The 24,118-nt window shown below is 53.7% G+C and carries 21 protein-coding genes; 15 read left to right on the plus strand and 6 right to left on the minus strand.

Translation table 11 applies throughout. From position 1 onward, the window contains the following. The first annotated feature begins 221 nt into the window (after positions 1-221). Positions 222-752 carry a lytic transglycosylase domain-containing protein gene (locus AC9UEO_RS01495; RefSeq protein WP_509528946.1) on the plus strand — a complete coding sequence of 177 codons (531 nt, stop codon included), beginning with the start codon at positions 222-224 and terminating at the stop codon, positions 750-752. 4 nt (positions 753-756) lie between these two features. On the opposite strand, the gene polA is transcribed toward AC9UEO_RS01495, so the two are convergent. After that, complete coding sequence (polA, locus tag AC9UEO_RS01500; RefSeq protein ID WP_509528948.1) at positions 757-3,549, minus strand: DNA polymerase I; 2,793 nt, start codon at positions 3,547-3,549, stop codon at positions 757-759. A 60-nt stretch (positions 3,550-3,609) separates the two neighbouring features. On the opposite strand from polA, the gene AC9UEO_RS01505 reads away from it, so the two are divergent. Both AC9UEO_RS01505 and AC9UEO_RS01510 read left to right on the plus strand, forming a co-directional pair. Then, on the plus strand, positions 3,610-4,560 hold the full coding sequence (locus tag AC9UEO_RS01505; protein WP_509528951.1) for a homoserine kinase: 951 nt from the start codon (positions 3,610-3,612) through the stop codon (positions 4,558-4,560). 3 nt (positions 4,561-4,563) lie between these two features. Beyond that, a complete protein-coding gene (locus AC9UEO_RS01510) occupies positions 4,564-5,340 on the plus strand; it encodes a BPSS1780 family membrane protein (RefSeq protein WP_509528954.1) in 777 nt (258 codons plus the stop codon). Here AC9UEO_RS01510 and AC9UEO_RS01515 read toward each other — a convergent pair. Beyond that, entirely contained in the window at positions 5,337-7,724 is a 2,388-nt protein-coding gene (locus AC9UEO_RS01515) for a UvrD-helicase domain-containing protein (protein WP_509528957.1), read from the minus strand. The genes AC9UEO_RS01510 and AC9UEO_RS01515 overlap by 4 nt on opposite strands. A gap of 141 nt (positions 7,725-7,865) precedes the next feature. Between AC9UEO_RS01515 and AC9UEO_RS01520 the strand changes: the two genes are divergently transcribed. From AC9UEO_RS01520 to AC9UEO_RS01535, 4 genes are read left to right on the plus strand one after another with little or no spacing between them, the layout of a single operon-like run. Next, entirely contained in the window at positions 7,866-8,843 is a 978-nt protein-coding gene (locus AC9UEO_RS01520) for a GMP reductase (protein ID WP_509528960.1), read from the plus strand. Positions 8,844-8,853: 10 nt separating this feature from the next. Further along, positions 8,854-10,221, plus strand: a complete 1,368-nt coding sequence (trhP, locus tag AC9UEO_RS01525; RefSeq protein ID WP_509528963.1) for a prephenate-dependent tRNA uridine(34) hydroxylase TrhP — start codon at positions 8,854-8,856, stop codon at positions 10,219-10,221. A 34-nt stretch (positions 10,222-10,255) separates the two neighbouring features. Continuing rightward, the gene (gene hydA / locus AC9UEO_RS01530; protein WP_509528965.1) at positions 10,256-11,677 is read left to right on the plus strand and encodes a dihydropyrimidinase; all 1,422 of its coding nucleotides are present in this window, start codon (positions 10,256-10,258) and stop codon (positions 11,675-11,677) included. After that, a complete protein-coding gene (locus AC9UEO_RS01535) occupies positions 11,677-12,195 on the plus strand; it encodes an ureidoglycolate lyase (RefSeq protein ID WP_509528968.1) in 519 nt (172 codons plus the stop codon). Before hydA ends, AC9UEO_RS01535 begins: the two co-directional genes overlap by 1 nt. Here the strand turns inward: AC9UEO_RS01535 and AC9UEO_RS01540 are convergent. From AC9UEO_RS01540 to AC9UEO_RS01555, 4 genes are read right to left on the minus strand one after another with little or no spacing between them, the layout of a single operon-like run. Continuing rightward, the gene (locus AC9UEO_RS01540; RefSeq protein ID WP_509528970.1) at positions 12,185-14,770 is read right to left on the minus strand and encodes a bifunctional aconitate hydratase 2/2-methylisocitrate dehydratase; all 2,586 of its coding nucleotides are present in this window, start codon (positions 14,768-14,770) and stop codon (positions 12,185-12,187) included. The two genes, AC9UEO_RS01535 and AC9UEO_RS01540, sit on opposite strands and share 11 nt — an antisense overlap. Before the next feature lie 16 nt (positions 14,771-14,786). Then, on the minus strand, positions 14,787-15,224 hold the full coding sequence (locus AC9UEO_RS01545) for a hypothetical protein (protein ID WP_509528973.1): 438 nt from the start codon (positions 15,222-15,224) through the stop codon (positions 14,787-14,789). 19 nt (positions 15,225-15,243) lie between these two features. Next, positions 15,244-16,221: an HpcH/HpaI aldolase/citrate lyase family protein gene (locus tag AC9UEO_RS01550; protein ID WP_509528978.1), complete on the minus strand. Its 978-nt coding sequence runs from the start codon at positions 16,219-16,221 to the stop codon at positions 15,244-15,246. 21 nt (positions 16,222-16,242) lie between these two features. Next, positions 16,243-17,229: a malate dehydrogenase gene (locus AC9UEO_RS01555; protein WP_509528980.1), complete on the minus strand. Its 987-nt coding sequence runs from the start codon at positions 17,227-17,229 to the stop codon at positions 16,243-16,245. Between the two features lie 129 nt (positions 17,230-17,358). Here AC9UEO_RS01555 and AC9UEO_RS01560 point away from each other — a divergent pair, with 129 nt between their 5' ends. The 8 genes from AC9UEO_RS01560 to galU all read left to right on the plus strand — a co-directional run bounded on the left by AC9UEO_RS01560 (position 17,359) and on the right by galU (position 24,117). Beyond that, positions 17,359-18,132, plus strand: a complete 774-nt coding sequence (locus AC9UEO_RS01560; RefSeq protein ID WP_509528983.1) for a GntR family transcriptional regulator — start codon at positions 17,359-17,361, stop codon at positions 18,130-18,132. A 122-nt stretch (positions 18,133-18,254) separates the two neighbouring features. Then, on the plus strand, positions 18,255-18,686 hold the full coding sequence (gene sdhC, locus AC9UEO_RS01565) for a succinate dehydrogenase, cytochrome b556 subunit (protein WP_509528986.1): 432 nt from the start codon (positions 18,255-18,257) through the stop codon (positions 18,684-18,686). A gap of 15 nt (positions 18,687-18,701) precedes the next feature. Beyond that, positions 18,702-19,067, plus strand: coding sequence for a succinate dehydrogenase, hydrophobic membrane anchor protein (gene sdhD / locus AC9UEO_RS01570; RefSeq protein ID WP_509528988.1), 366 nt, complete (start codon positions 18,702-18,704; stop codon positions 19,065-19,067). Between the two features lie 3 nt (positions 19,068-19,070). After that, a complete protein-coding gene (gene sdhA, locus AC9UEO_RS01575; RefSeq protein ID WP_509528990.1) occupies positions 19,071-20,864 on the plus strand; it encodes a succinate dehydrogenase flavoprotein subunit in 1,794 nt (597 codons plus the stop codon). After that, a complete protein-coding gene (locus AC9UEO_RS01580; RefSeq protein ID WP_509528993.1) occupies positions 20,865-21,566 on the plus strand; it encodes a succinate dehydrogenase iron-sulfur subunit in 702 nt (233 codons plus the stop codon). It abuts the gene before it with no gap. Then, on the plus strand, positions 21,567-21,896 hold the full coding sequence (locus AC9UEO_RS01585) for an FAD assembly factor SdhE (RefSeq protein ID WP_509528995.1): 330 nt from the start codon (positions 21,567-21,569) through the stop codon (positions 21,894-21,896). After that, positions 21,883-23,193, plus strand: coding sequence for a citrate synthase (locus AC9UEO_RS01590; RefSeq protein ID WP_509528997.1), 1,311 nt, complete (start codon positions 21,883-21,885; stop codon positions 23,191-23,193). Before AC9UEO_RS01585 ends, AC9UEO_RS01590 begins: the two co-directional genes overlap by 14 nt. Before the next feature lie 54 nt (positions 23,194-23,247). Beyond that, positions 23,248-24,117: a UTP--glucose-1-phosphate uridylyltransferase GalU gene (gene galU / locus AC9UEO_RS01595; RefSeq protein ID WP_509529001.1), complete on the plus strand. Its 870-nt coding sequence runs from the start codon at positions 23,248-23,250 to the stop codon at positions 24,115-24,117. Position 24,118 lies beyond the last annotated feature (1 nt).

Consider the following 24,118-nt stretch of genomic DNA (forward strand, 5'->3'; position numbering starts at 1 on the left):
TGGTCTATAAAGTGACAAAAACCCATCGAACGATGATGGGTAAACATAAAGCGTCATTATGCGCCCCAGCCAAAGGCTGACCATTTAGCCTATTTTCTAGACTTAAAGTACTTTTGTGTCGTAATTCGGCAAATTTCTCAAAAAATAGGTATCAAAGAATTCACTTTTTACCCAAAAATCAATTAAAGTAACTTTAAGTATTGTTTTTTGAGGATTTAATGATGAATTTATCATTCATTTTCGGTTATTCGAAAAATGTTTGGCTGACCGCAGTCGCTTTGCTTTTGGCTGGCAGCATGACGGGCGCCATGGCTACATCCAGTTCGCCCAATGGTTTAAAGCCATTGAACAAATGCATTGTGGGCGCTGCGCAGTACCACGGCGTCAACCCCTATTTGTTGAGGTCCATTCTGATGGTGGAAAGTCGGCTCAACCCCAAGGCCATCAATGTCAACATGAATGGCACCCGTGATATTGGCGTTGCCCAAATCAACTCTATTCACCTTCCCGTTCTGCAAAACCATGGCATCAAAGAAAGCCATTTGATGGATGGCTGTGTCAATACCTATGTGGGGGCATGGCTGTTGCGCAAACAAATCTCGCGCTATGGCCTCAACTGGTTTGGCATTGCGGCCTACCACTCGGTCACGCCCGACAAAAATTACCGCTACCAAGTCTTGGTCTACAACGAAATGGTCAGAAGCGGCGCTATCCAAAATATCGCCATGGCGGTGCCTCCGTTAGCACGTTAGAGCTTCAATGCGCCTGGTCCCAGTTGGCGCCCACCCCCACCTCTGCCAGCAGCGGCACTTTGAGTTGCGCCACGCTGGCCATGATGCGTGGTACTTCGGTTTTGAGCCATTCCACCTCTGCCTCGGGCACCTCAAACACGAGTTCATCGTGCACCTGCATGATCATGCGGGTGCCTCGCTTTTGCGCATCCAAGACCTGCTGGACCTTGACCATGCTGAGCTTGATGAGGTCGGCCGCTGTGCCTTGCATGGGCGCATTGATGGCGGCGCGCTCAGCCCCGCCACGTCGCGGGCCGTTGGGTGAGTTGATTTCAGGCAAATACAAACGCCGGCCAAACACCGTTTCCACATAGCCCTGGGCTTTGGCTTGGGCGCGGGTGTCGTCCATGTAGCGCTTGACTCCGGCAAAGCGCTGGAAGTAACGCTCGATGTAGTTTTTGGCCGCTGTGTTGTCGATGCCCAGTGCCTTGGCCAAACCAAAGGCGCTCATGCCGTAGATCAAGCCAAAGTTGATCACCTTGGCATAGCGGCGCTGCTCGCTGCTGACCGTGTCGGGGGTCAGGCCAAACACCTCGGCGGCCGTGGCTTTGTGCACATCCAAGCCGTCGTGAAAGGCTTTGAGCAGGGCCGGGTCGTCGCTGATGTGGGCCATGATGCGCAACTCGATTTGCGAGTAATCGGCGCTGGCAATCACGCTGCCAGCGGGCGCCACAAAAGCCTCGCGCACACGGCGCCCCTCGGGCGTGCGGATGGGGATGTTTTGCAAATTCGGGTCGTTGCTGGACAAGCGCCCCGTCACCGCCACCGCTTGGGCGTAATGGGTGTGGACACGCCCCGTGCGCGGGTTGGCCAATTGCGCCAGTTTGTCGGTGTAAGTGCCTTTCAATTTAGACAGCGAGCGGTGCTCCAAAATTTTCGCAGGCAGCGGGTAGTCGTCGGCGAGTTTCTCCAGCACTTCTTCGTCGGTGCTGCGGGCTCCCGTGGCGGTTTTTTTGATGACCGGCAAACCGAGTTTGTCAAAAAAGATTTCGCCCAACTGTTTGGGGGAGGCCAAGTTAAAAGGCTGACCCGCAATCACATACGCCTCTTGCTCGAGCTGCATGATGCGCTGGCCCAGGCTGTGGCTTTGCGCGGCCAAAGTGGGCGCGTCAATCAACACACCATTGCGCTCGATGCGGTACAGCGCCTCGCTGCTGTCCATCTCCAACTGATAAATAAACCGCAGCTTGTCATCGGCTTGCAACAACGGCCACAAGCGCTGGTGCACGGCCAAGGTGAAGTCGGCGTCCTCACACGCATAGTGCGAAGCCTTGGCCACATCCACTTGGGCGAATGAAATTTGGTGCACACCCTTGCCACACAGGTCCTCAAACGACAAGCCTTTGCGACCCAGGTGTCGGTCGGCCAAGCTCTCTAAGCCGTGGGGTTTGTGCACCTCCAGCACATAGCTTTGCAGCATGGTGTCGTGCACATAGCCCTGCACCTCGATGCCATGGTTGGCCAACACATGGCGGTCGTATTTCACATGCTGACCCAGCTTGTGTTTGGCAGGGTTTTCCAACCAAGGCTTGAGCTTGGCCAGCACCTCTTGCATCGGTAGTTGCGTGGGCGCATCGGCGGCGTTGTGGCCCAAGGGAATGTAGGCGGCCTCGCCTGCAGTGATGCACACACTGATGCCCACGATCTGCGCTTGCATCTCCACCAAAGAGGTGGTTTCGGTATCCAAGGCGACCAATTCGGCGGCTTCTATTTTTTGCAGCCATGCATCCAAACTGTCCCAATCAAGCACGGTGTCGTAATGCACCTCGGCGCTCACTGCGGGTGCGGGTGCATCGAACAACACACCCACCTCGCCCACGCCCGATTCGCTCAAGGGGCCACGGGAGTGTTTGGCGGCAGGCTCAGCGCCCTCGCCGCCTTCCATTGAGGTGACCAAGCCTTTGAAGCCGTACTGCTTGTAAAAATCAATCAAGCCCACTTGGTCGGGCGCTTGCATCACCACGCCGTCCAGCGATGGCAGGCCTGCAATGTGAGCGCTCAAATCACAATCGGTTTTCATGGTCACGAGTTGTCTGCCGGTGGGCAACCAATCCCGTGCTTGGCGCAGGTTTTCACCCGCCACGCCTTTGATCTCATCGGCGCGCGCCATCAGCGCATCCAGCGAGCCGTATTCCAGCAACCATTTGGCGGCGGTTTTGGGGCCCACCTTGGCCACACCGGGCACGTTGTCCACGGTGTCACCCACCAAGGTTTGGTAATCAATCATGAGGGACGGCGGCACACCAAACTCGTCGGTCACACCGGCCACATCGCGCTTCTTGCCATTCATGGTGTCGATGATGGTGATGCGCTCGTTCACCAGTTGGCTCAGGTCTTTGTCGCCGCTGGAGACCACCACGCTCATGCCCTGCGCGCTGGCCATGTGGGCCAAGGTGGCAATCACATCGTCGGCTTCTACGCCCGGCACATCCAGCAACGGCCAACCCATGAGGCGCACCAAGCGGTGGATGGGTTCGATTTGGCTGCGCAAATCGTCGGGCATGGGCGAGCGCGTGGCTTTGTAGGCGGGGAAGATGTCGTCGCGAAAGGTCGGGCCTTTGGCGTCAAACACGCACACCGCATGGTGGCTGGGGTATTCGCGGCGCAGGCTTTGCAGCATATTGACCATGCCGCGAATCGCACCCGTGGCCTGGCTGGCGGGGTCGTTGCGGTCCACCCGCAAATCGGGCATGGCGTGAAAGGCGCGGTACAAATAGCTGGAACCGTCAACCAGCAACAGGGTGGGTGTGTCTTGCATGGGAAGGATTGTGCCTACAATCCGCCATCTTCTCCCAGTCGCTGCTCAACCTAATTCACCATGGCCGTTTTCACTGAAGTTTCTGAGCAGCAAGCCCGCAATTTATTGGCAGACCTGTCTCTTGGCGAGTTGGTGTCTTTGGAGGGCATCAGCAGCGGGATTGAAAACACCAATTACTTTTTGACCACTGACCAAGGCGAGTATGTGCTGACCTTGTTCGAGCGACTTACCCGCGAACAACTCCCCTTTTATTTGCACTTGATGAAGCATCTGGCAGATCAAGGCATTGCCGTGCCAGCACCGCAAGCCAATTCCCAGGGAGACATCTTGCTAAGCGTGGGCGGCAAACCAGCTGCTGTTGTCAATCGTTTGGCAGGAAGCTCACAACTCGAGCCCAGCCCTGCGCATTGCCACGCCATGGGAGAAAGCTTGGCGCAGATGCATCTGGCTGCGCGCAATTACGAGTACCAACAACCCAATTTGCGAGGCCTGTCTTGGTGGAACCAAACGGCTCCAGCCATATTGCCCTTTCTGTCAGAGGCGCAAGCAACCATCTTGCAGCATGAGTTGGCTTTTCAAAACCATATTCAATCGTCTTTTGCCTACACAGCTTTGCCCAAAGGCGCGGTTCATGCCGATGCCTTTCGCAACAATGTGATGTTTGTTGACGATCGGTTAAGTGGTGTTTTTGATTTTTATTTCGCTGGCGTGGACAGTTGGTTGTTTGATTTGGGCGTGTGCTTGAACGACTGGAGCATTGATTTGGCAAGCGGGGCTTTTCTCGCAGATCGATTGACTTCTATGCTGCAAGGCTATCAATCGGTTCGTCCTCTGTCTGGAGCAGAGAGAGCGCTATTCAACCCCATGCTGCGTGCTGCAGCGCTGCGTTTTTGGATTTCCCGTTTATGGGATTTTCATTTACCCCGAGAGGCCAGCCTGCTCCAAGCCCATGACCCTGACCATTTTGAACGTGTGTTGCTTGAACGATTGCACCACCCTGTCACACTCTGACCTATGAAGCTTCAAATCGTCACAGCACGCACCGGAGTGTCCTGGGTCAAGGAAGGCATACGCACGTTTTGGCGTCAACCCTTGGCACTGAGTGGTTTGTTTTTTGTTTTTCTGGGTTTGGTGTCTCTTACCTCCTTGCTTCCCTATGTAGGCGCATTTGCCGGTTTGATCCTGTTACCCACGATGTCGCTGGGTTTGATGGCAGCGTCTCGTGAAGCCGTGCTCGGCAAATTTCCCATGCCCTCCGTTCTGTTCATTGGCTTTCGTGAAGGTGCTTTTCAGTCCCAACGCTTGCTGCTGATTGGCTTTTGCTATGCCATGCTGTTTTGCTTGATACTGGCTTTGTCGTCTTTGTTTGATGGGGGTGAATTTGCCCGCATGTACTTATTAGGCGGCGAAATCAATGAAACCATCGCCACTGACGGCCATTTTCAAGATGCCGTGATGTTTTCGTTGGTGTTGTACTTGCCGCTATCGGCCTTGTTCTGGCACGCTCCGGCGCTGATTCATTGGCATAAAGAACCTGTCGCGAAAAGCCTGTTCTTTAGCATCGTTGCATGCGTCAGCAACTGGCGGGCTTTTGCCCTTTTTGGTTTGACTTGGGCTTTGATTTTCGTGACCACCAGTCTGTTATTGAGCGTCCTTAGCATGCTGACAGACGATGGTCAACTCACACTGATGCTGTTATTACCCGCCATGTTGATGTTATCGGCGATGTTTTTCACATCTTGCTATTTCAGTTTCAGAGACTGCTTTACCAGCGAACCACTGCTAGCTTAAACCTGGGTTAACTTGGCTACTGACAAGGCTAACCACTTCACCCCGTGGCGTGCAAATTTCACCTGCGCGCGGGCATCCTCTCCCACCCCCTCAACCGACAACACGGCCCCTTCACCGAACTTGGTATGAAACACTTGCAGCCCAGCACGTACCCAGGCATTGGGACCACTGGCTTGGGTTTGTGCACGCTGAGGAACAGAGGGCGGCGTTTGGGTGTAGTAAGCCGCACGGCTGTTATCGGCTTGACCAAAACCTGCTGGCCGCGAACCCCACATCGCAGGCGCTAAACCTGTTTGGGGCGTCAACCATTTCAGCGTGTGCTCAGGCATCTCGTCAAAGAAACGGCTCTTGATGTTGTAGCGGGTCTGACCATGCAGCATACGGGTTTGCGAATGGCTAAGGTAAAGCCGCTTGCGAGCACGGGTGATGGCCACATACATAAGACGACGTTCTTCCTCGAGTCCCTCAAAGTCGCTCATGGCGTTTTCATGGGGGAACAAACCCTCTTCCAAGCCCGTGATGAAGACACAATCAAACTCCAAACCCTTGGCCGCATGCACGGTCATCAACTGCACAGCGTCTTGGCCAGCCTGCGCTTGGTTGTCGCCTGACTCTAAGGCTGCGTGGGTCAAAAACGCCACCAAAGGCGACAAAGTTTCACCGGTCTCTTCGTTGGGGGCAATCGCCTCCCCGCGTGCAGCTTGGGCCACTGCAAAATCCGTTTGGCTTTGCATGGCTTCGTCTACGGGCAAAGCCACCGCGTCCTTACCAAAGCCCTCTTGCGTCACAAAGCTTTCTGCCGCATTAACCAACTCTTGCAAGTTCTCCACCCTGTCAGCACCTTCACGTTCTGCTTGGTAGTGCTCTATCAGCTTGCTGTGGTCTAACACCAACTCGATGATTTGCCGCAGCGTTTGACCCTGGGTTTGTTCGCGCAAGACATCTATCTTGGCAACAAAAGCCGACAAATTGGCGCCCGCTTTGCCTGCGATGGTGCTCACCGCATCATGCAAGGCGCAACCAGTTGCGCGAGCTGCGTCTTGCAATTGCTCGATGCTGCGTGCACCAATGCCACGCGGCGGGAAATTGACAACACGAAGAAAACTGGTGTCGTCACGCGGGTTTTCTAGCAAGCGCAAATACGCCAAAGCATGCTTGATTTCTGCCCGTTCGAAAAACCGCAAGCCGCCATAAACGCGGTAAGGCATGGCAGCATTGAAAAGCGCAGTTTCAATCACGCGGCTTTGGGCATTGCTTCGGTAAAGCACAGCCACCTCGTTTCGGGTGGCAACGCCTTTGCTGCCATCGCCGTCTCGGCCATCTCGCAAAAGCTGTTTGATTTCCTCCACCATCCAATGCGCCTCGGCCAAGTCACCCGTAGACTCCATCACACGCACCGGTTCTCCTGCGCCTTGGGTAGTGTGAAGGTTTTTACCTAAGCGAGTTTTGTTGTGCTTGATGAGTTCGTTGGCAGTGTCCAAAATATGGCTGTGGCTGCGGTAGTTTTGCTCCAATTTGATTTGGTGCTGCACATGAAATTCACGCACAAAGTCGGCCATATTGCCCACACGTGCACCGCGAAAAGCATAAATACTTTGATCGTCGTCGCCCACGGCCAGCACGGCACTTCGTGGGCCACTGAGCAACTTGATCCAAGCGTATTGAAGTCGGTTGGTGTCTTGAAATTCATCGATCAATATATGGGTAAAGCGCTGTTGGTAATGCTCGCGTAATGCGTCGTTATCACGCAATAACTCATAACTGTGCAACATCAGTTCGCCAAAGTCCACCACCCCTTCGCGCTGACATTGGTCTTCATAAAGTTGGTAAATCTCTACCTTTTGGCGTGTCTCAGCATCGCGCACTTGCACGTCCTTGGGACGTTGACCGTCTTCTTTGCAACCAGCTATAAACCACTGCAACTGCTTAGGTGGAAAGCGTTCATCATCAATATTGTGCTGCTTGACCAAACGTTTCACCGCAGACAACTGGTCTTGGGTATCCAAGATTTGAAATGACTGGGGCAAATTGGCCATCTTCCAATGGGCTCGCAAAAAACGGTTGCACAGGCCGTGAAAAGTGCCAATCCACATACCCCGCACATTCACTGGCAACATGGCACTCAAACGGGTGAGCATTTCTTTGGCGGCTTTGTTGGTGAATGTCACGGCCATCAAACTGCCTGCACTGGCTTGGCGAGTTTGCAGCAGCCATGCAATGCGGGTGGTCAACACACGGGTTTTTCCAGAACCAGCGCCTGCCAGTATGAGTGCGTGCTCGGCAGGCAAGGTGACAGCTGCTAATTGCTCATCATTCAAACCCTGCAACAAAGGACTGTGCAAAGAAAGCGCAACTGCAGCGGGAGAAGGGTCGAAAGAATGCATTGCTCGATTGTAGGCAGGCCAAGTTTGGATTCTGCGTAGAATCAATCACCGAGCCCAAGAATCTTGCTGCTCGGTTAGTTCCCATCAGCTATACCGACCAAGCCCCAAGCGCTCAATCCTGTCATTTTTGGAGCTTGGAACGTGGAAATTTTTGATTACGACAATATTCTTTTGCTGCCGCGCAAATGTCGCGTGCAAAGTCGCTCAGAGTGCGATACCTCGGTCACTTTAGGTCAACGCAGTTTTCGCTTGCCGGTGGTACCCGCCAACATGAAAACCGTGGTGAATGAAAGCATTTGCGAGTGGTTGGCCAAGAGTGGCTATTTTTATGTGATGCATCGCTTCGATTTGGACAATGTGCAGTTTGTCAAAGATTGCCAAGCCAAAAATATATTTGCATCGATTTCTTTGGGTGTGAAACAAGCTGACTACGACACCGTTGCGCAGCTGCTCGCGCAGGGACTGGCCCCTGACTACATCACCATCGATATTGCCCATGGTCACTCGGACAATGTACAGCGCATGATTGCACACCTGAAAGAAAAAATGCCTGCTGCTTTTGTCATTGCGGGTAATGTAGGAACACCCGAGGCCATCATCGATTTGGAAAACTGGGGCGCAGATGCGACCAAGGTCGGCATAGGGCCTGGCAAGGTTTGTATCACCAAGCTCAAAACAGGATTTGGTACTGGCGGCTGGCAGTTGTCAGCCCTGAAGTGGTGCGCTAGGGTGGCCACCAAGCCCATCATTGCCGATGGCGGCATCCGCGAACACGGTGACATCGCCAAAAGCATACGTTTTGGTGCCTCCATGGTGATGATTGGCTCCCTGCTGGCCGGTCACGAAGAAAGCCCTGGGCAAACGGTGGAAGTCGATGGCAGGCTGTACAAAGAATATTACGGTTCTGCCTCAGACTTCAACAAGGGCGAATACAAGCATGTAGAAGGCAAACGCATCTTGGAACCCATCAAAGGCCAACTCCAAGACACCCTGCGCGAAATGCAAGAAGACTTGCAAAGCTCAATTTCTTACGCGGGTGGGACCAAATTACTGGATATCCGCAAAGTGAACTATGTGATTTTGGGTGGCGCCAATGACGGCGAACACCTGCTGATGTAAGCTCAAACCTATGACACTTCTCAAAGCCCCTGAACTTCTCTTGCCCGCCGGTTCACTGGACAAAATGCGTGCTGCCTACGATTTTGGAGCAGACGCTGTCTACGCCGGTCAACCACGCTATTCACTTCGCGCTCGCAACAATGAATTTCGCTTAGAGCAAATTGGCATTGGCATCGCTCAAGCCCATCAGCGGGGCAAGAAATTTTTCGTCACCAGCAACTTGCTGCCGCACAACGACAAGGTGCGCACTTATATGCGCGACATTGAGCCCGTGATTGCCATGAAGCCCGATGGTCTGATCATGGCCGACCCCGGTCTCATCATGATGGTGCGAGAAAAGTGGCCTGAAGTACCCATCCATTTGTCGGTGCAAGCCAATACAGTGAATTGGGCCGCAGTGAAATTTTGGCAAAAGGTGGGCGTGACACGCATTATTTTGTCGCGTGAACTCAGCTTGGACGAGATTGAAAAAATCCGTCAAGAATGTCCCGACATGGAGCTTGAAGTATTTGTTCATGGGGCTTTGTGTATTGCTTACTCTGGTCGCTGCTTGCTGTCGGGTTACTTCAACCGCCGCGACCCCAACCAAGGCACTTGCACCAATGCTTGCCGCTGGAGCTACAGCACGCAAGCCAGCACCACCAACCCCAACACCGGTGAAGCCATGGCGATTCCCATGGAGGCAGACTTCGACTTTGCCAAGTCGCAACAAGAAGCTGAGCAAAGCTTTTCAGCTTGTGGCGATGGTGTACGTCATCCTGCAGCGGACAACATTTATTTGCTGGAAGACAAAGGCCGTCCTGGTCAGCTCATGCCCATCATGGAAGACGAGCATGGCACCTACATCATGAACAGCAAAGATTTGCGTGCCGTGGAGTATGTAGAGCGACTCGCCAAGATTGGGGTTGACTCCCTCAAAATAGAGGGACGCACCAAGAGCTTGTATTACGTTAGCCGCACAGCACAGGTGTATCGCAGAGCGATTGACGATGCAGTAGCTGGACGTCCTTTCAACCCCGAACTCATTACCGAGCTCGATGGTTTGGCCAACCGAGGCTATACCGCGGGTCTGCTGGACCGTCGACCCGCCAACGACTACCAAAACTACGAAACCGGCCACTCGGTGGGTCACCGCAGTCAGTTTGTTGGCGAAGTCCGCGCCGTAGCCAACGGCTGGGCAGAGATAGAAACTAAAAATAAATTTTCTGTGGGTGACATGATTGAAATCATTCACCCCAGCGGTAACCGTACTGTCAAGCTTGAAGAGATGAAAGACAAAAATGGGGCGTCCATTGAGGTAGCAGCAGGCAGCCCCACGCATGTGTGGATTCCCATGCAAACACCCGCTGACGGTGCCTTGTTGGCTCGCTTGCTGTAGACCAGCGTTCACTCTTTTTTTCAGGGAGTTCCTCTTGACCCAGCCCAGCCCCACCCTGATTCGCAACGGTCGCGTCATCACCGCTAGTGACGACTACGTGGCTGATGTGCTGTTAAAAGATGGCATTGTTCACACCATCGGCCAACACATGGAAGTGGGTGAGGATGTGCAGGTGGTAGACGCCACGGGTTTGTATGTCTTGCCCGGCGGAGTGGACACCCATGTGCACATGGAGAACGTGGTCGGCCCCACCATGACCTGCGACACTTTTGCCAGCGGCACCAAAGCCGCAGCCTTTGGGGGCACCACCACGGTGGTCGACTTTGCGCTGCAAACAGCTGAGGACTCGCCTTTGGGCGCCATCGCCAGAGCGCAACGCAGCGCAGAGTCGCAAGTAAACATCGACTACGGCCTGCACGTCATCGTCACCCGCGTGGATGAACAGGTGTTGAAAGATGTTCGCTACGCCATGCACCATGAGGGTGTCAGCAGTTTCAAAATGTTCATGGCTTACCCTGGTGTCATGATGGCCGACGATGCCGCCATTTTTCGCATGCTCCGACAAGTAGGCGCAGACGGCGGCATGTTGGCACTGCATGCGGAAAACGGTACCGTCATCGACTTACTTATCAAAGAGGCATTGGCTGCAGGCCACACCTCACCGCGCTACCACGAGATGACGCGTCCTGCCATCATGGAAGGTGAAGCCACGCACCGTGGCATTCGCTTGGCCGAGTTGGCACAAGCGCCGATTTACTTTGTGCATGTGTCCAGCAACCAAGCTTTGAAAAATATTGTTCAAGCACGAGCAGAAGGTATTGCGGTGTTTGCCGAAACCTGTCCGCATTACCTGCTGTTCGATAAGTCGGTCTACAGCAGCGATGACTTTGAAATCGCCAAGTATGTGATGACACCGCCTTTACGCACCAACGAGGACCAAAAACATTTATGGCGAGCGTTGCGTTATGACGACTTGCAAGTGATTGCCACCGACCATTGCCCGTTTTGCATGAAGGAAGGTCATCTGGGCTACCAAAAGCAAAAGCAAATGGGCAAAGATGATTTTTCGATGATCCCCAACGGCGCACCTGGCATCGAAACCCGCTTGGTGAGTTTGTTTGACATTGGCGTCATGAAGGGTAAGTTTTCACTCAACCGTTTTGTGGAACTCACCGCAACATCCCCAGCTAAATTGTTTGGTCTTTTCCCCAAAAAAGGCACGATTGCCGTGGGCAGTGATGCCGACGTGGTCTTGTTCAACCCCGCAGTTCAACAAACCATACGCGCCCAAGACCTGCACAGCAATGTGGACTACACCTTGTTAGAGGGGCGTACTTTGCAAGGTCGCGTGGAGAAAGTGTTCTTGCGCGGTAATTTGATTGTGGATGGCAAAGAATGGAAGGGCCGAGAAGGCATGGGACGCTTTGTGCCTCGAGGTCAGGTGCAGGGTTTTTAATGACGCCCTTGTTGCAAATTCAGCCACTCACCGCCAAGGCGTTCAAACCGTTTGGCGATGTGATTGAAGCCAGCGACAACGCACAGAACTTCACCATCAACCAAGGCTTCGCTCAGCGGTTTCACCGACTGGCGCAAATTGATTTGACGCAAGACGGCGGTCAACCCGCCATCAGCATTTTCAGAGCAAAGGCGCGTCCGTTACCGCTGCTACTGACTGTGCTGGAGAAACATCCTTTTGGTTCACAAGCTTTCATGCCCTTATCTGGCCATGCTTATTTGGTGGTGGTGGCCTTGGGTGGCGATACCCCAGACATGTCCACCCTGAAGTGCTTTTCAGCCACTGCGCAACAAGGCGTGAATTACGCCAAAGGCACTTGGCATCACCCCCTGTTAGCACTGCAGGATGGTGACTTTTTAGTGATAGACAGAACGAGTCCTGTGGGTGAGGTCAATTGCGTGGAACACGCCATTGATCTCCTGCACCTGCAAATCGACACCGCATTGTTCAAGCTTTGACCGTATCGGCCACTTCTTTAAAGCTCTCTATTTGGTCAAAGTTCATGTACTTGTAAATCTTGCTGCCATCGGCGTTGATCACCCCCATGTCGGCCAAGTACTCGGCTTGGGTGGGTATGCGCCCGAGCTTGGAGCAAATCGCTGACAACTCGGCAGACCCCAAATACACGTTGGTGTTTTTACCCAAACGGTTGGGGAAGTTGCGGGTGCTGGTGGACATGACGGTTGCGCCCTCTTTCACCTGCGCTTGGTTGCCCATGCACAGGCTGCAACCGGGCATTTCCATGCGCGCACCGGCATTGCCAAACACGCCGTAATGGCCTTCCTCGGTGAGTTGCTGCGCGTCCATTTTGGTGGGTGGCGCCATCCACAACTTCACCGGAATGTCGCGCTTGCCCTCTAACAATTTGGAGGCCGCGCGGAAGTGGCCGATGTTGGTCATGCACGAACCAATGAACACCTCGTCGATCTTGGCACCGGCCACATCACTCAAGGTTTTCGCGTCATCGGGGTCATTGGGACAGCACACGATGGGCTCTTTGATCTCATTCATATCGATCTCGATCACCTCGGTGTACTCGGCGTCCTTGTCGGCTTGCAAGAGTTGCGGGTTGGCCAGCCACGCCTCCATGGCTTGGATGCGGCGGCCAATGGTGCGTGCATCGGCATAACCTTGGGCGATCATGTTCTTGAGCAACACGATATTGCTGTTGATGTACTCGATGACCGGCTCTTTGTTCAGGTGCACGGTGCAACCAGCGGCACTGCGCTCGGCAGAGGCGTCGGACAACTCAAAGGCTTGTTCCACCTTCAAATTGGGCAGGCCTTCAATTTCCAAAATGCGGCCCGAGAAAATGTTTTTCTTGCCCTTTTTCTCCACTGTCAACAAACCCTTTTTGATCGCGTACAACGGAATGGCATGCACCAAATCGCGCAGGGTGACGCCGGGTTGCATCTGGCCTTTGAAGCGCACCAACACGCTCTCGGGCATATCCAAAGGCATCACGCCGGTGGCCGCAGCAAACGCCACCAAACCCGAACCTGCTGGGAAGCTGATGCCCACGGGGAAGCGGGTGTGGCTGTCGCCGCCGGTGCCCACGGTGTCGGGCAACAACATGCGGTTGAGCCACGAGTGGATGATGCCGTCGCCAGGCTTCAAGCTGATGCCACCGCGGTTGCTGATGAACTCGGGCAATTCGTGGTGCATCTTCACGTCCACCGACTTGGGGTAGGCCGCTGTATGGCAAAACGACTGCATCACCAAATCAGAGCTAAAGCCCAAACACGCCAAGTCTTTCAACTCGTCGCGGGTCATGGGGCCGGTGGTGTCTTGTGAGCCCACCGAGGTCATGCGGGGCTCGCAATAGGTGCCAGGCAACACGCCCTGACCTTCTGGCAAACCGCAGGCGCGGCCCACCATTTTTTGCGCCAGCGTGAAACCTTTGCCGTGGCCTTGGGGGACGGCTGGTAAACGGAATAAGGTGGAGGGCGGCAGGCCCAAAGCTTCACGCGCTTTGGCGGTCAGGCCACGTCCAATGATCAAGGGAATGCGGCCACCAGCACGCACCTCGTCAAACAACACATCGCTTTTCACCGTGAAGCTGGCGATTTCTTTGCCGTCTTTAAAAGCCTTGCCTTCGTAGGGGCGCAACTCAACCACATCGCCCATGTTCATTTGGCTCACATCGAGCTCGATGGGCAAAGCACCCGCGTCTTCCATGGTGTTGTAAAAAATCGGGGCAATCTTGCTGCCCAAACACACACCGCCAAAACGCTTGTTGGGCACAAACGGAATGTCTTCACCGGTGAACCACAAAACGCTGTTGGTGGCCGATTTGCGACTGGAACCCGTGCCCACCACATCGCCCACATAGGCCACCAAATGGCCGCGAGCCCGCAGGTCTTCGATGAACTTGATCGGGCCGCGCTTGCCGTCTTCTTCGGGCGTGATGCCGTCGCGCTTGTTTTTCAACATGGCCAAGGCATGCAAAGGGATGTCAGGGCGGCTCCACGCATCGGGAGCGGGTGACAAGTCGTCGGTATTGGTCTCGCCCGTGACTTTGAGCACAGATAGCGTGATGCTTTGGGGCACTTCGGGGCGGCTGGTGAACCACTCGGCGTCGGCCCACGATTGCACCACCGCCTTGGCCAAGGCATTGCCTTTGTCGGCCTTTTCTTTGACGTCGTGAAACTGGTCAAACATCAGCAAGGTTTTCTTCAAACCTTCGGCTGCTATGGGGGCGCAGGCTTTGTTGTCGAGCAAATCAATGAGTGGCGTGAGGTTGAAGCCCCCCAGCATGGTGCCCAGCAATTCAGTGGCTTTTTCGGGGCTGAGCAAGGCGCATTTTTCTGTGCCATGGGCGACGGCCGCCAAATAGCTGGCTTTGACCTTGGCCGCATCGTCCACACCAGCGGGCACGCGGTGGGTGATGAGGTCCACCAAGGTGGCTTCTTCACCCTTGGGCGGGTTTTTCAACAACTCAATGAGTTCGGCCGTTTGCTTGGGCGACAAAGGCAAAGGGGGAATGCCCAAGGCAGCGCGTTCGGCCACATGATCACGGTAGGTTTTTAACATTGCAAGCTCCAAAAAATTAGCGGTTATTTGAATTGGCTTCTAGCAAATCGGGGCGAGCAGAAGCAGGTATTTGTTTGGCTGCGGTTTTTTGCGCAGGGCTTTGGCATTCATCTGCCAAGCGTTGCGAGTGCACAGAATCCATCAGCATGGATTTTTCTATGGTTTGAATCCAGACAGCGCCAGTTTTGTCATCTTCAAGACGTACCGCACCTGAGGCCGTGGGTACCGGCGTCATGCGGTAAACACGTTTGTTCATCTTCAGGATAAACCTTCCAGGCAATGCAGTGTCGGGCCACAACATGATCATCTGCCGGCCTTCACAAACAAGTGCACCAGTGTGCACTTTGGCGGCAATCGACAGCACCTCTTTGGACACCTCCTGGGCAGCCAAGTGCACGGATATGGAAAATATCGTCAAACCCACACAGACAGTCACAGGTAAAAGTTTTCTCATGACGCGCCCCTTTTGTTCATTATTGGAAATACACCAGCGCATGCTCAGGCAAAGCTTGGCCTGTCGCATGAGCTCTTTCTAACACGGACCAAAAAAAGCGATAACTGGCGCGGTCATGCAACTGACCGCCTTTTTTTATAGGCGCCCAGTCGACTTGGACGGCTGCTTGCAAAATATCAGCAGCTTGCTCGACCTCGTCAACGGAGGGCGAAAAAGCGGCCAAAATAGGACGCACTTGGCTAGGGTGAATGCTCCACATGCGGGTGAAACCAAACTCATGGGCTGCCCGACTTGCAGCGCTTTGTATGACTTGGACATCGTTGAATTCGGTGACCACGCAATGCGATGGCGTTTTGCCATGGGCATGGCAAGCACTGGCAATCGCTAGTTTTGCGCGAACCACCAAAGGGTGACTGAACTGTCCCACCACACCCATGGCAAAGGCAGGCACTGCGCCACCGTGGGCAGAAACAAAATCCATCAACCCAAAACTCAAGGATTGAACGCGGGGATGTGCGGCAATCTCAAAAGCGTTGTGTACTGCCAGCGGTGACTCAATCAGGGCATGCAATGGCAAATGTTCTCCACCGGCTGCGTCGATGGCTTTAACAGCTTTGAGGAAGTCTGCTGCAGACTCCACCTTGGGCAGCATGATGTGACACCAACGTGGGCTGGCTTGTCCTAACAAAATAGCAAGGTCTTGCTCAAAAGCATGATGGCCCAGGGGATGCACACGAACCGCCACGCGGGCATGGGGTGCAGCGGCCATGGCCAATTCGGCGACTAAGGTGGCATGCTCAGCCTCGCCGCCCACGGGCGCCCCATCTTCGCAATCAAGGGTGACGTCCATCACGCCCACGCCAAACTCTTGGTGAAGATCGGCCTGTAACTGCAGGCTTTTTCGCATACGCACTTCCACACCACTGTAGTGGTCACAGACAGGTAAAACCATCGCAGCGGCTTGCGCACCCAGCAAGACCTCACGCGGATGTTTCATGTGTGTGTAAACCCGTCCTTGTTAAAGCAAATGGGCCACACCGGCTTGCTCGTCGGTCAGCTCTTTGAGGGTTTTATCAATACATGTTTGGCTGAAGGCATCAATAGCCAAGCCTTCAACTACTTTGTATTCGCCGTTGTCGCAAGTGACAGGGACACCAAACATCACATCTTTAGGAATGCCATACCAACCCTGTGAAGGAATACCCATGGTGACCCATTGGCCATGGGTGCCCAGTGCCCAATCACGCATATGGTCAATCGCCGCGTTAGCAGCGGAGGCAGCAGATGACAGCCCACGCGCTTCAATGATGGCCGCACCACGCTTGCCGACCGTGGGCAAAAACACCGTTTCATTCCAAACATGGTCGTTGATCATGTCTTTGACAGAGGCACCATCAATGGTGGCAAAGCGGTAATCTGCGTACATGGTGGGCGAATGGTTGCCCCACACACATAGCTTGTGAATACTCGCCACAGGCTTGCCGGTTTTGGCGGCAATTTGACTCAAGGCACGGTTGTGGTCTAAGCGCAGCATGGCAGTGAAGTTGGCAGGTTTCAAATCTGGTGCCGATTTCATGGCGATATAAGCATTGGTGTTGGCGGGGTTGCCCACCACCAGCACTTTCACATTGCGCGATGCGACTGCATTCAAAGCCTTGCCTTGCGCGGTGAAGATCGCGCCATTGATGGCCAAAAGTTCTGCTCGCTCCATGCCTGGGCCGCGCGGGCGCGAACCCACCAGCAAGGCGTAGTCGGTGTCTTTGAAAGCGGTCATGGGGTCGGCATGAGCCTGCATACCCGCCAACAACGGGAAGGCACAGTCCTCCAACTCCATCATCACGCCTTTGAGGGCTTTCTGGGCTTTTTCGTCAGGAATTTCAAGCAGTTGCAAGATAACGGGCTGGTCTTTGCCGAGCATTTCGCCAGAGGCTATGCGAAACAACAAGGCATAACCAATTTGGCCTGCTGCGCCAGTGACGGCGACGCGTACGGGGGGTTTATTCATGACAATCTCCGGGATAAATTGAAAAAAATATGCAAATTCAAAGGCGTCAACTGCAAGACATGTGTCTTATAGAAGATATGATAACGTCTACTTTTCCTTTTTTCCTGACAAACCAGATTTCTCTTTCCCATGAGCTCTGAAACCAGCCTCGCTTCCTCTGCACCTGTTGCAGGGATTGCACCTGCCTTCAGTCCACTTTATCAGCAGATCAAGGCGCTGGTTTTGCAAAGCTTGCAAAGCGGCGAGTGGAAGCCGGGCGAACCCATTCCCAGCGAATTCGAATTGGCGGCCCGCTATAAAGTCAGCCAAGGTACGGTGCGCAAAGCCATTGACGAATTGGCGCAAGACAATTTGTTGATACGTCGCCAAGGCAAGGGCACGTTTGTTGCCACCCATGCTGAGCAACAGGTTCAGTACCGATTCCTCAAACTCAAACCCGACCATGGCGACCTCAACAGCCAAGGCCCCGCCCAGCGACTGATCATCGACTGCAAACGCACCAGGGCCAATAACGATGTGGCCAAAGCCCTGCGCCTGCGCGGCGGCGAGGCTGTGTTGCAACTTAGAAGGGTGCTGTCTTTTGGCGGAGTACCCACCATTTTGGAAGATATTTGGTTGCCTGGTGGCCCCTTTAAAGGCTTGACCGCCGAACGCTTGAGCGCCGACCAAGGCCCCATGTACGCTTTATTTGAAACTGAATTTGGCATCCGCATGGTGCGAGCACAAGAGCGTTTAAGAGCCGTTAACCCCAGCGATGAAGAGGCAAAGTTGCTACAAATTGATACACACATGCCCTTGCTGAGCGTGGAGCGACTGGCCTTTACCTACCACGACACCCCCATGGAGTGGCGACGTGGCCTTTACCGAACAGATACCCACTATTACGACAATGAATTGAACTGAATCCCCTTGTCAGCCTGTGTTGGCATTCATTTTTGTGCATTGCAATAGAATGAAAACCACAGGGCATTTAACTCAACCCTTCGAACTTCAAGCGCCCTCCCGAAAGTCTGAAAGCCCTACCTATGACCGACCCCGTTCAACCAAGGCCTGAATTCCGCAATATCAACGCGTTTGCGGACTTGCCTTCTTACCGATTGCCTGCCGCTGGGTGGGTGTCCATATTGCACCGCATCAGTGGCGCACTCATGTTTTTGCTGTTGCCCTTCATTATTTGGCTTTTTGACAAGTCCATTTCCTCCGAGATTTCCTTTGCCAAGTTCAAAGCGGCTTTCAACGTTGGCGTGGGCATTTACCCCGCTTGGTTCATCAGCTTGGTGACGCTGGCCTTGGTTTGGGCCTATTTGCACCATTTGATTGCGGGTCTGCGCCATTTGTACATGGATGCAACCCATAGCGTAGACAAAGCATTCAGCCAAAGCAGCGCAGTCTTCACGTTGGTACTCAGCCTAGGTTTGACTGTGCTGCTGGGTGCAAAGCTGTTTGGCGTTTATTGATTTCAGGAACACACCATGACAGATTCGATTGGCTCAAAGCGTTTGGTGGTTGGCGCTCATTACGGTTTGCGCGACTGGTTAGCGCAACGCATCACCGCCTCCTTGATGGCATTGTTCACCCTGTTGGTGCTGCTACAACTCATTTTTTCACGCGGTCCCATCGGCTACGACACATGGGCTGGCATCTTCAACCCTCAGTGGATGCGTGCCTTGACGTTCACCGTCATTTTGGCTCTGACTTACCACGTGTGGGTGGGCATGCGCGATATTTGGATGGATTACGTCAAGCCCGTCGGCATACGCTTGGGTTTGCAAGTTTTCACCTTGGTTTGGTTGCTGTCTTGCATGGGTTGGGCAGTTCAGGTTCTTTGGAGACTTTGATTGATGACACGCTCTTCTCTTCCCCGCCGCCGCTTTGATGTGGTCATCGTTGGTGCCGGTGGCTCTGGCATGCGTGCATCGCTGCAACTCTCCCGCGCTGGCCTGAATGTGGCCGTGCTGTCCAAAGTATTCCCAACCCGCTCTCACACCGTGGCAGCGCAAGGCGGCATTGGTGCGTCGCTGGGTAATATGTCTGAAGACAACTGGCATTTTCACTTTTACGACACCGTCAAAGGGTCTGACTGGCTGGGCGACCAAGATGCGATTGAATACATGTGCCGCGAAGCGCCCAAGGTGGTGTATGAGCTAGAGCATATGGGCATGCCGTTTGACCGCAACGCCGACGGCACGATTTACCAACGCCCTTTTGGTGGCCACACTGCCAACTATGGCGAAAAATCAGTGCAACGTGCTTGCGCGGCAGCCGACCGCACAGGTCACGCGATGCTGCACACGCTTTACCAACAAAATATCCAGTCCCACACCAACTTCTTTGTGGAGTGGATGGCGCAAGACATCATCCGTGACGCTGAGGGTGATGTGGTTGGCGTTACCGCCCTTGAGATGGAAACTGGGGACGTGCATATCCTGGAAGCCAAAACCGTTTTGCTTGCCACCGGTGGTGCAGGCCGCATTTTTGCCGCTTCTACCAACGCCTTCATCAACACCGGCGACGGTTTGGGTATGGCGGCACGCGCGGGCATCCCTTTGGAAGACATGGAGTTTTGGCAGTTCCACCCTACGGGCGTGGCTGGTGCTGGCGTGTTGCTCACAGAAGGCTGCCGTGGCGAAGGCGCGATTTTGCTCAACAGTAACGGCGAGCGTTTCATGGAGCGCTATGCGCCCACTTTGAAAGACTTGGCGCCACGTGACTTTGTGTCGCGCTGCATGGACCAAGAGATCAAAGAAGGCCGCGGTTGCGGCCCCAACAAAGACTATGTGCATTTGAAACTTGATCACCTCGGTGCCGACACCATCATGAAGCGCCTGCCGTCTGTCTACGAGATTGGCCACAACTTTGCCAACGTCGATATCACCAAAGAGCCCATTCCTGTGGTGCCCACCATCCATTACCAAATGGGCGGCATTCCCACCAACATCCACGGCCAAGTGGTCACGCAAACCGCGACCGACCACAACGCGGTGGTGAATGGCTTGTACGCGGTGGGGGAATGCTCTTGCGTGTCGGTGCATGGTGCCAACCGTTTGGGCACCAACTCGCTGCTTGATTTGCTGGTGTTTGGCAAAGCGGCGGGCAATCACATCGTCGACTTTCACCAGAAAAACAAAAACCATAAGCCCTTGCCCGCCGATGCGGCCGACCGCACTTTGGCACGTTTAGCGCGTTTGCAAAACGCCACCAGCGGCGAATACGCTCAAGATGTGGCCAACGATATACGCGCCACCATGCAGCAGCATGCAGGCGTGTTCCGCACCCAAGCCAGCTTGGATGAAGGCGTTGGCAAAATCGCAGCTTTGCGTGAACGTGTTCAAGCCATTGGTTTGCAAGACAAGTCACAGATCTTCAACACGGCGCGTGTGGAAGCCTTGGAGGTGGAAAATCTTATCGAGTGCGCCCAAGCCACCATGGTGTCTGCTGCTGCCAGACGTGAAAGCCGTGGCGCTCACACTGTTGATGACTATGCAGACACACCGCAACACCCCAACGGCCGCAATGACGAAGAGTGGTTAAAGCACAGCCTCTGGCACAGCGACAGCAACAGCTTGACCTACAAGCCTGTCAAATTGCAACCACTGACCACCGAAAGCATTCCTCCTAAAGTCAGGACCTTCTAAATGAAACGCACCTTCAAAATTTACCGCTACGACCCCGAAAAAGACACCAAGCCTTATATGCAAACCATCGAGGTTGAACTCGACGGTCATGAGCGCATGTTGCTAGACGCCTTGATGAAACTCAAAGCGCAAGACCCCACACTTTCGTTCAGACGTTCATGCCGAGAAGGTGTGTGTGGCTCTGACGCCATGAACATCAATGGCAAAAATGGTTTGGCTTGTTTGACCAACATGCTGACGCTGCCTGGCGTCATCACGTTAAAGCCCCTGCCTGGCTTGCCTGTGGTTCGCGACTTGATCGTTGACATGACGCAGTTCTTCAACCAGTACAACTCTATCAAGCCCTATTTGGTGAATGACACCCTGCCGCCTGAAAAAGAGCGTTTGCAGTCGCCCAAGGAACGTGAAGAGCTCGACGGTTTGTACGAGTGCATTTTGTGTGCAAGTTGCTCGACCAGCTGCCCCTCGTTTTGGTGGAACCCCGATAAATTCGTCGGCCCCGCCGGTTTACTGCAAGCCTATCGCTTCATCGCCGACAGCCGCGATCACGCAACTGCAGAGCGGTTAGACAATTTGGAAGACCCTTACCGCTTGTTCCGATGCCACACCATCATGAATTGTGTCGATGTTTGCCCCAAGGGTTTGAACCCCACCAAGGCGATTGGCAAGATCAAAGAGTTGATGGTGAGCCGTACGGTTTAAATGGATGAAGTGCCTTTTGATGTCCTGCCCAAGCAGGCACCGCTGTCAGCAGCAGCGCTCAGCAAATTGCGCTGGCGTTGTCGGCGCGGTTTGCTGGAGAACGATTTGTTCATCGAAAAGTTTTTCAACCGATATGCGAGCACGATGACCGTGGGTCAAGCGCGCAGCATGTACGCATTGATGGAATTGGCAGACAACGATTTATTGGATGTTTTTTTGGGAAGGCCCCACACCCAAACAATCGCTCAACAAGAAGATGTGAGAGCTTTACTTTGCCTGATGCAGGCAGAACGACCAAATTCAACAGGAATGAAAAATGAAACTCGCTAACTATTCAGCCACCCTGTCTTTCAGCAACGGCACACCCAGTATCGATATCCCCGTCTACAACGGCTCCATTGGTCCCGATGTGATGGATATTCGTAAGCTGTATGGCCAAACAGGCATGTTCACTTACGACCCAGGTTTTTTATCCACCGCGTCCTGCCAGTCGGCCATCACCTATATCGATGGCGACAAAGGCGAATTGCTCTACCGTGGCTACCCCATCGAGCAATTGGCGACCAACTGCAACTTTTTAGAGACCTGCCATTTGCTGTTGTACGGGGAATTACCCAACGCTCAACGCAAGCATGAATTCACACAAACCGTCACGCACCACACCATGGTGCATGAGCAAATGCAATTTTTCCTTCGCGGTTTCCGTCGTGACGCTCACCCCATGGCAGTGCTGACTGGCTTGGTTGGCGCTTTGTCTGCTTTCTATCACGATAGCACTGACATCAACAACGCTGAACACCGCGAAATCGCCGCCATTCGCTTGATCGCCAAGATGCCCACCTTGGTTGCCATGGCTTACAAATACGGCATCGGTCAACCTTTCCTCTACCCACAAAACGACTTGTCCTATGCGGGCAATTTCTTGCGCATGATGTTTGGCACCCCTTGCGAACCCTATGTGGTCAACCCAGTTCTCGAACGCGCCATGGACCGCATCTTCACCCTGCATGCAGACCATGAGCAAAATGCTTCCACCTCCACCGTGCGTTTGTGCGGCTCATCAGGCACCAACCCCTTTGCAGCCATTGCCGCTGGAGTAGCTTGTTTGTGGGGACCTGCCCATGGTGGCGCCAATGAAGCTTGTTTGAACATGCTGGAAGACATACAAGCCAATGGCGGCATCGCCAAAGTGGGCGAATTCATGGAAAAGGTCAAAGATAAAAACTCTGGCGTGAAGCTCATGGGCTTTGGTCACCGCGTCTACAAAAACTATGACCCACGCGCCAAGTTGATGCAAGAAACCTGCAACGAGGTTTTGCAAGAACTGGGCTTGGAAAACGATCCCTTGTTCAAACTGGCTAAAGCATTGGAAAAGATTGCTTTAGAAGACGACTACTTTGTGTCACGCAAGCTCTACCCCAATGTAGACTTTTACTCAGGCATCGTGCAACGTGCCATCGGCATCCCAGTCAATCTGTTCACCGGTATTTTTGCGCTGGCACGTACTGTGGGATGGATCGCGCAACTCAATGAAATGATTGGCGACCCTGAGTACAAAATCGGTCGCCCCCGCCAGCTATTTACCGGCGCGGTCAAGCGTGATGTACCTTCACTGAACAAACGCTGAAGTGTCATTTTGGCTGGTTATAGTCAGCCATTTCGATAACGCTTGGGGGTTGTCATGACTGTTGTGAGAAAAGCTGTTTTTCCCGTCGCTGGTTTGGGTACGCGCTTTTTACCTGCCACCAAAGCCAGCCCCAAGGAAATGCTTTGTGTGGTCGACAAACCGCTTATTCAATACGCGGTAGAAGAAGCGGTGGAAGCTGGCATCACAGAAATGATTTTCGTCACCGGTCGCAGCAAGCGCAGCATTGAAGACCATTTCGACCGCTCATTTGAACTCGAGCATGAGTTGGAAGCCAAACACAAAACTGAGTTGCTGAAATTGGTGCGCAACATCAAGCCTGCCCATGTCAACTGCGTGTACGTGCGACAACCCGAAGCCTTAGGTTTAGGCCATGCGGTCAATTGCGCGGCCTCTTTGGTAGGTAATGAGCCGTTTGCGGTGGTGCTTGCAGACGATTTGCTGGACCATCAACCTGGTGTACTTAAACAGTTGGTAGGCATCTACGAGCATTACCGATCTTCGGTGATAGCGGTAGAAAAAATCCTGCCTTCGCAAAGCAAGTCGTATGGTGTGGTGGCGGGCATTTCTGCTGGTGAGCGACTCACCAAGTTGTCAGATATTGTGGAAAAACCCGAACCTCAAAATGCACCCTCAGACCAAGGTGTGGTGGGTCGCTATATTTTCACACCCAGCATTTTTCAACACATCTCTCAACTCAAACCTGGTGCGGGTGGCGAATACCAACTGACAGATGCCATCCAAAGCTTGCTCAAACTTGAAGCGGTCTACGCCTACGCCTATGAGGGTGTGCGATACGACTGTGGCAGCAAGTTGGGTTTTTTAAAAGCCTCGGTGGAATTTGCTTTACGCCACCCTGAAACCGGTGCCGATTTCAGGGCTTATCTGCAAAACCTGTCGATCTGAT

Origin of the sequence: Limnohabitans sp., from assembly GCF_040401495.1 — a bacterium.
Classification (GTDB): domain Bacteria; phylum Pseudomonadota; class Gammaproteobacteria; order Burkholderiales; family Burkholderiaceae_C; genus Limnohabitans.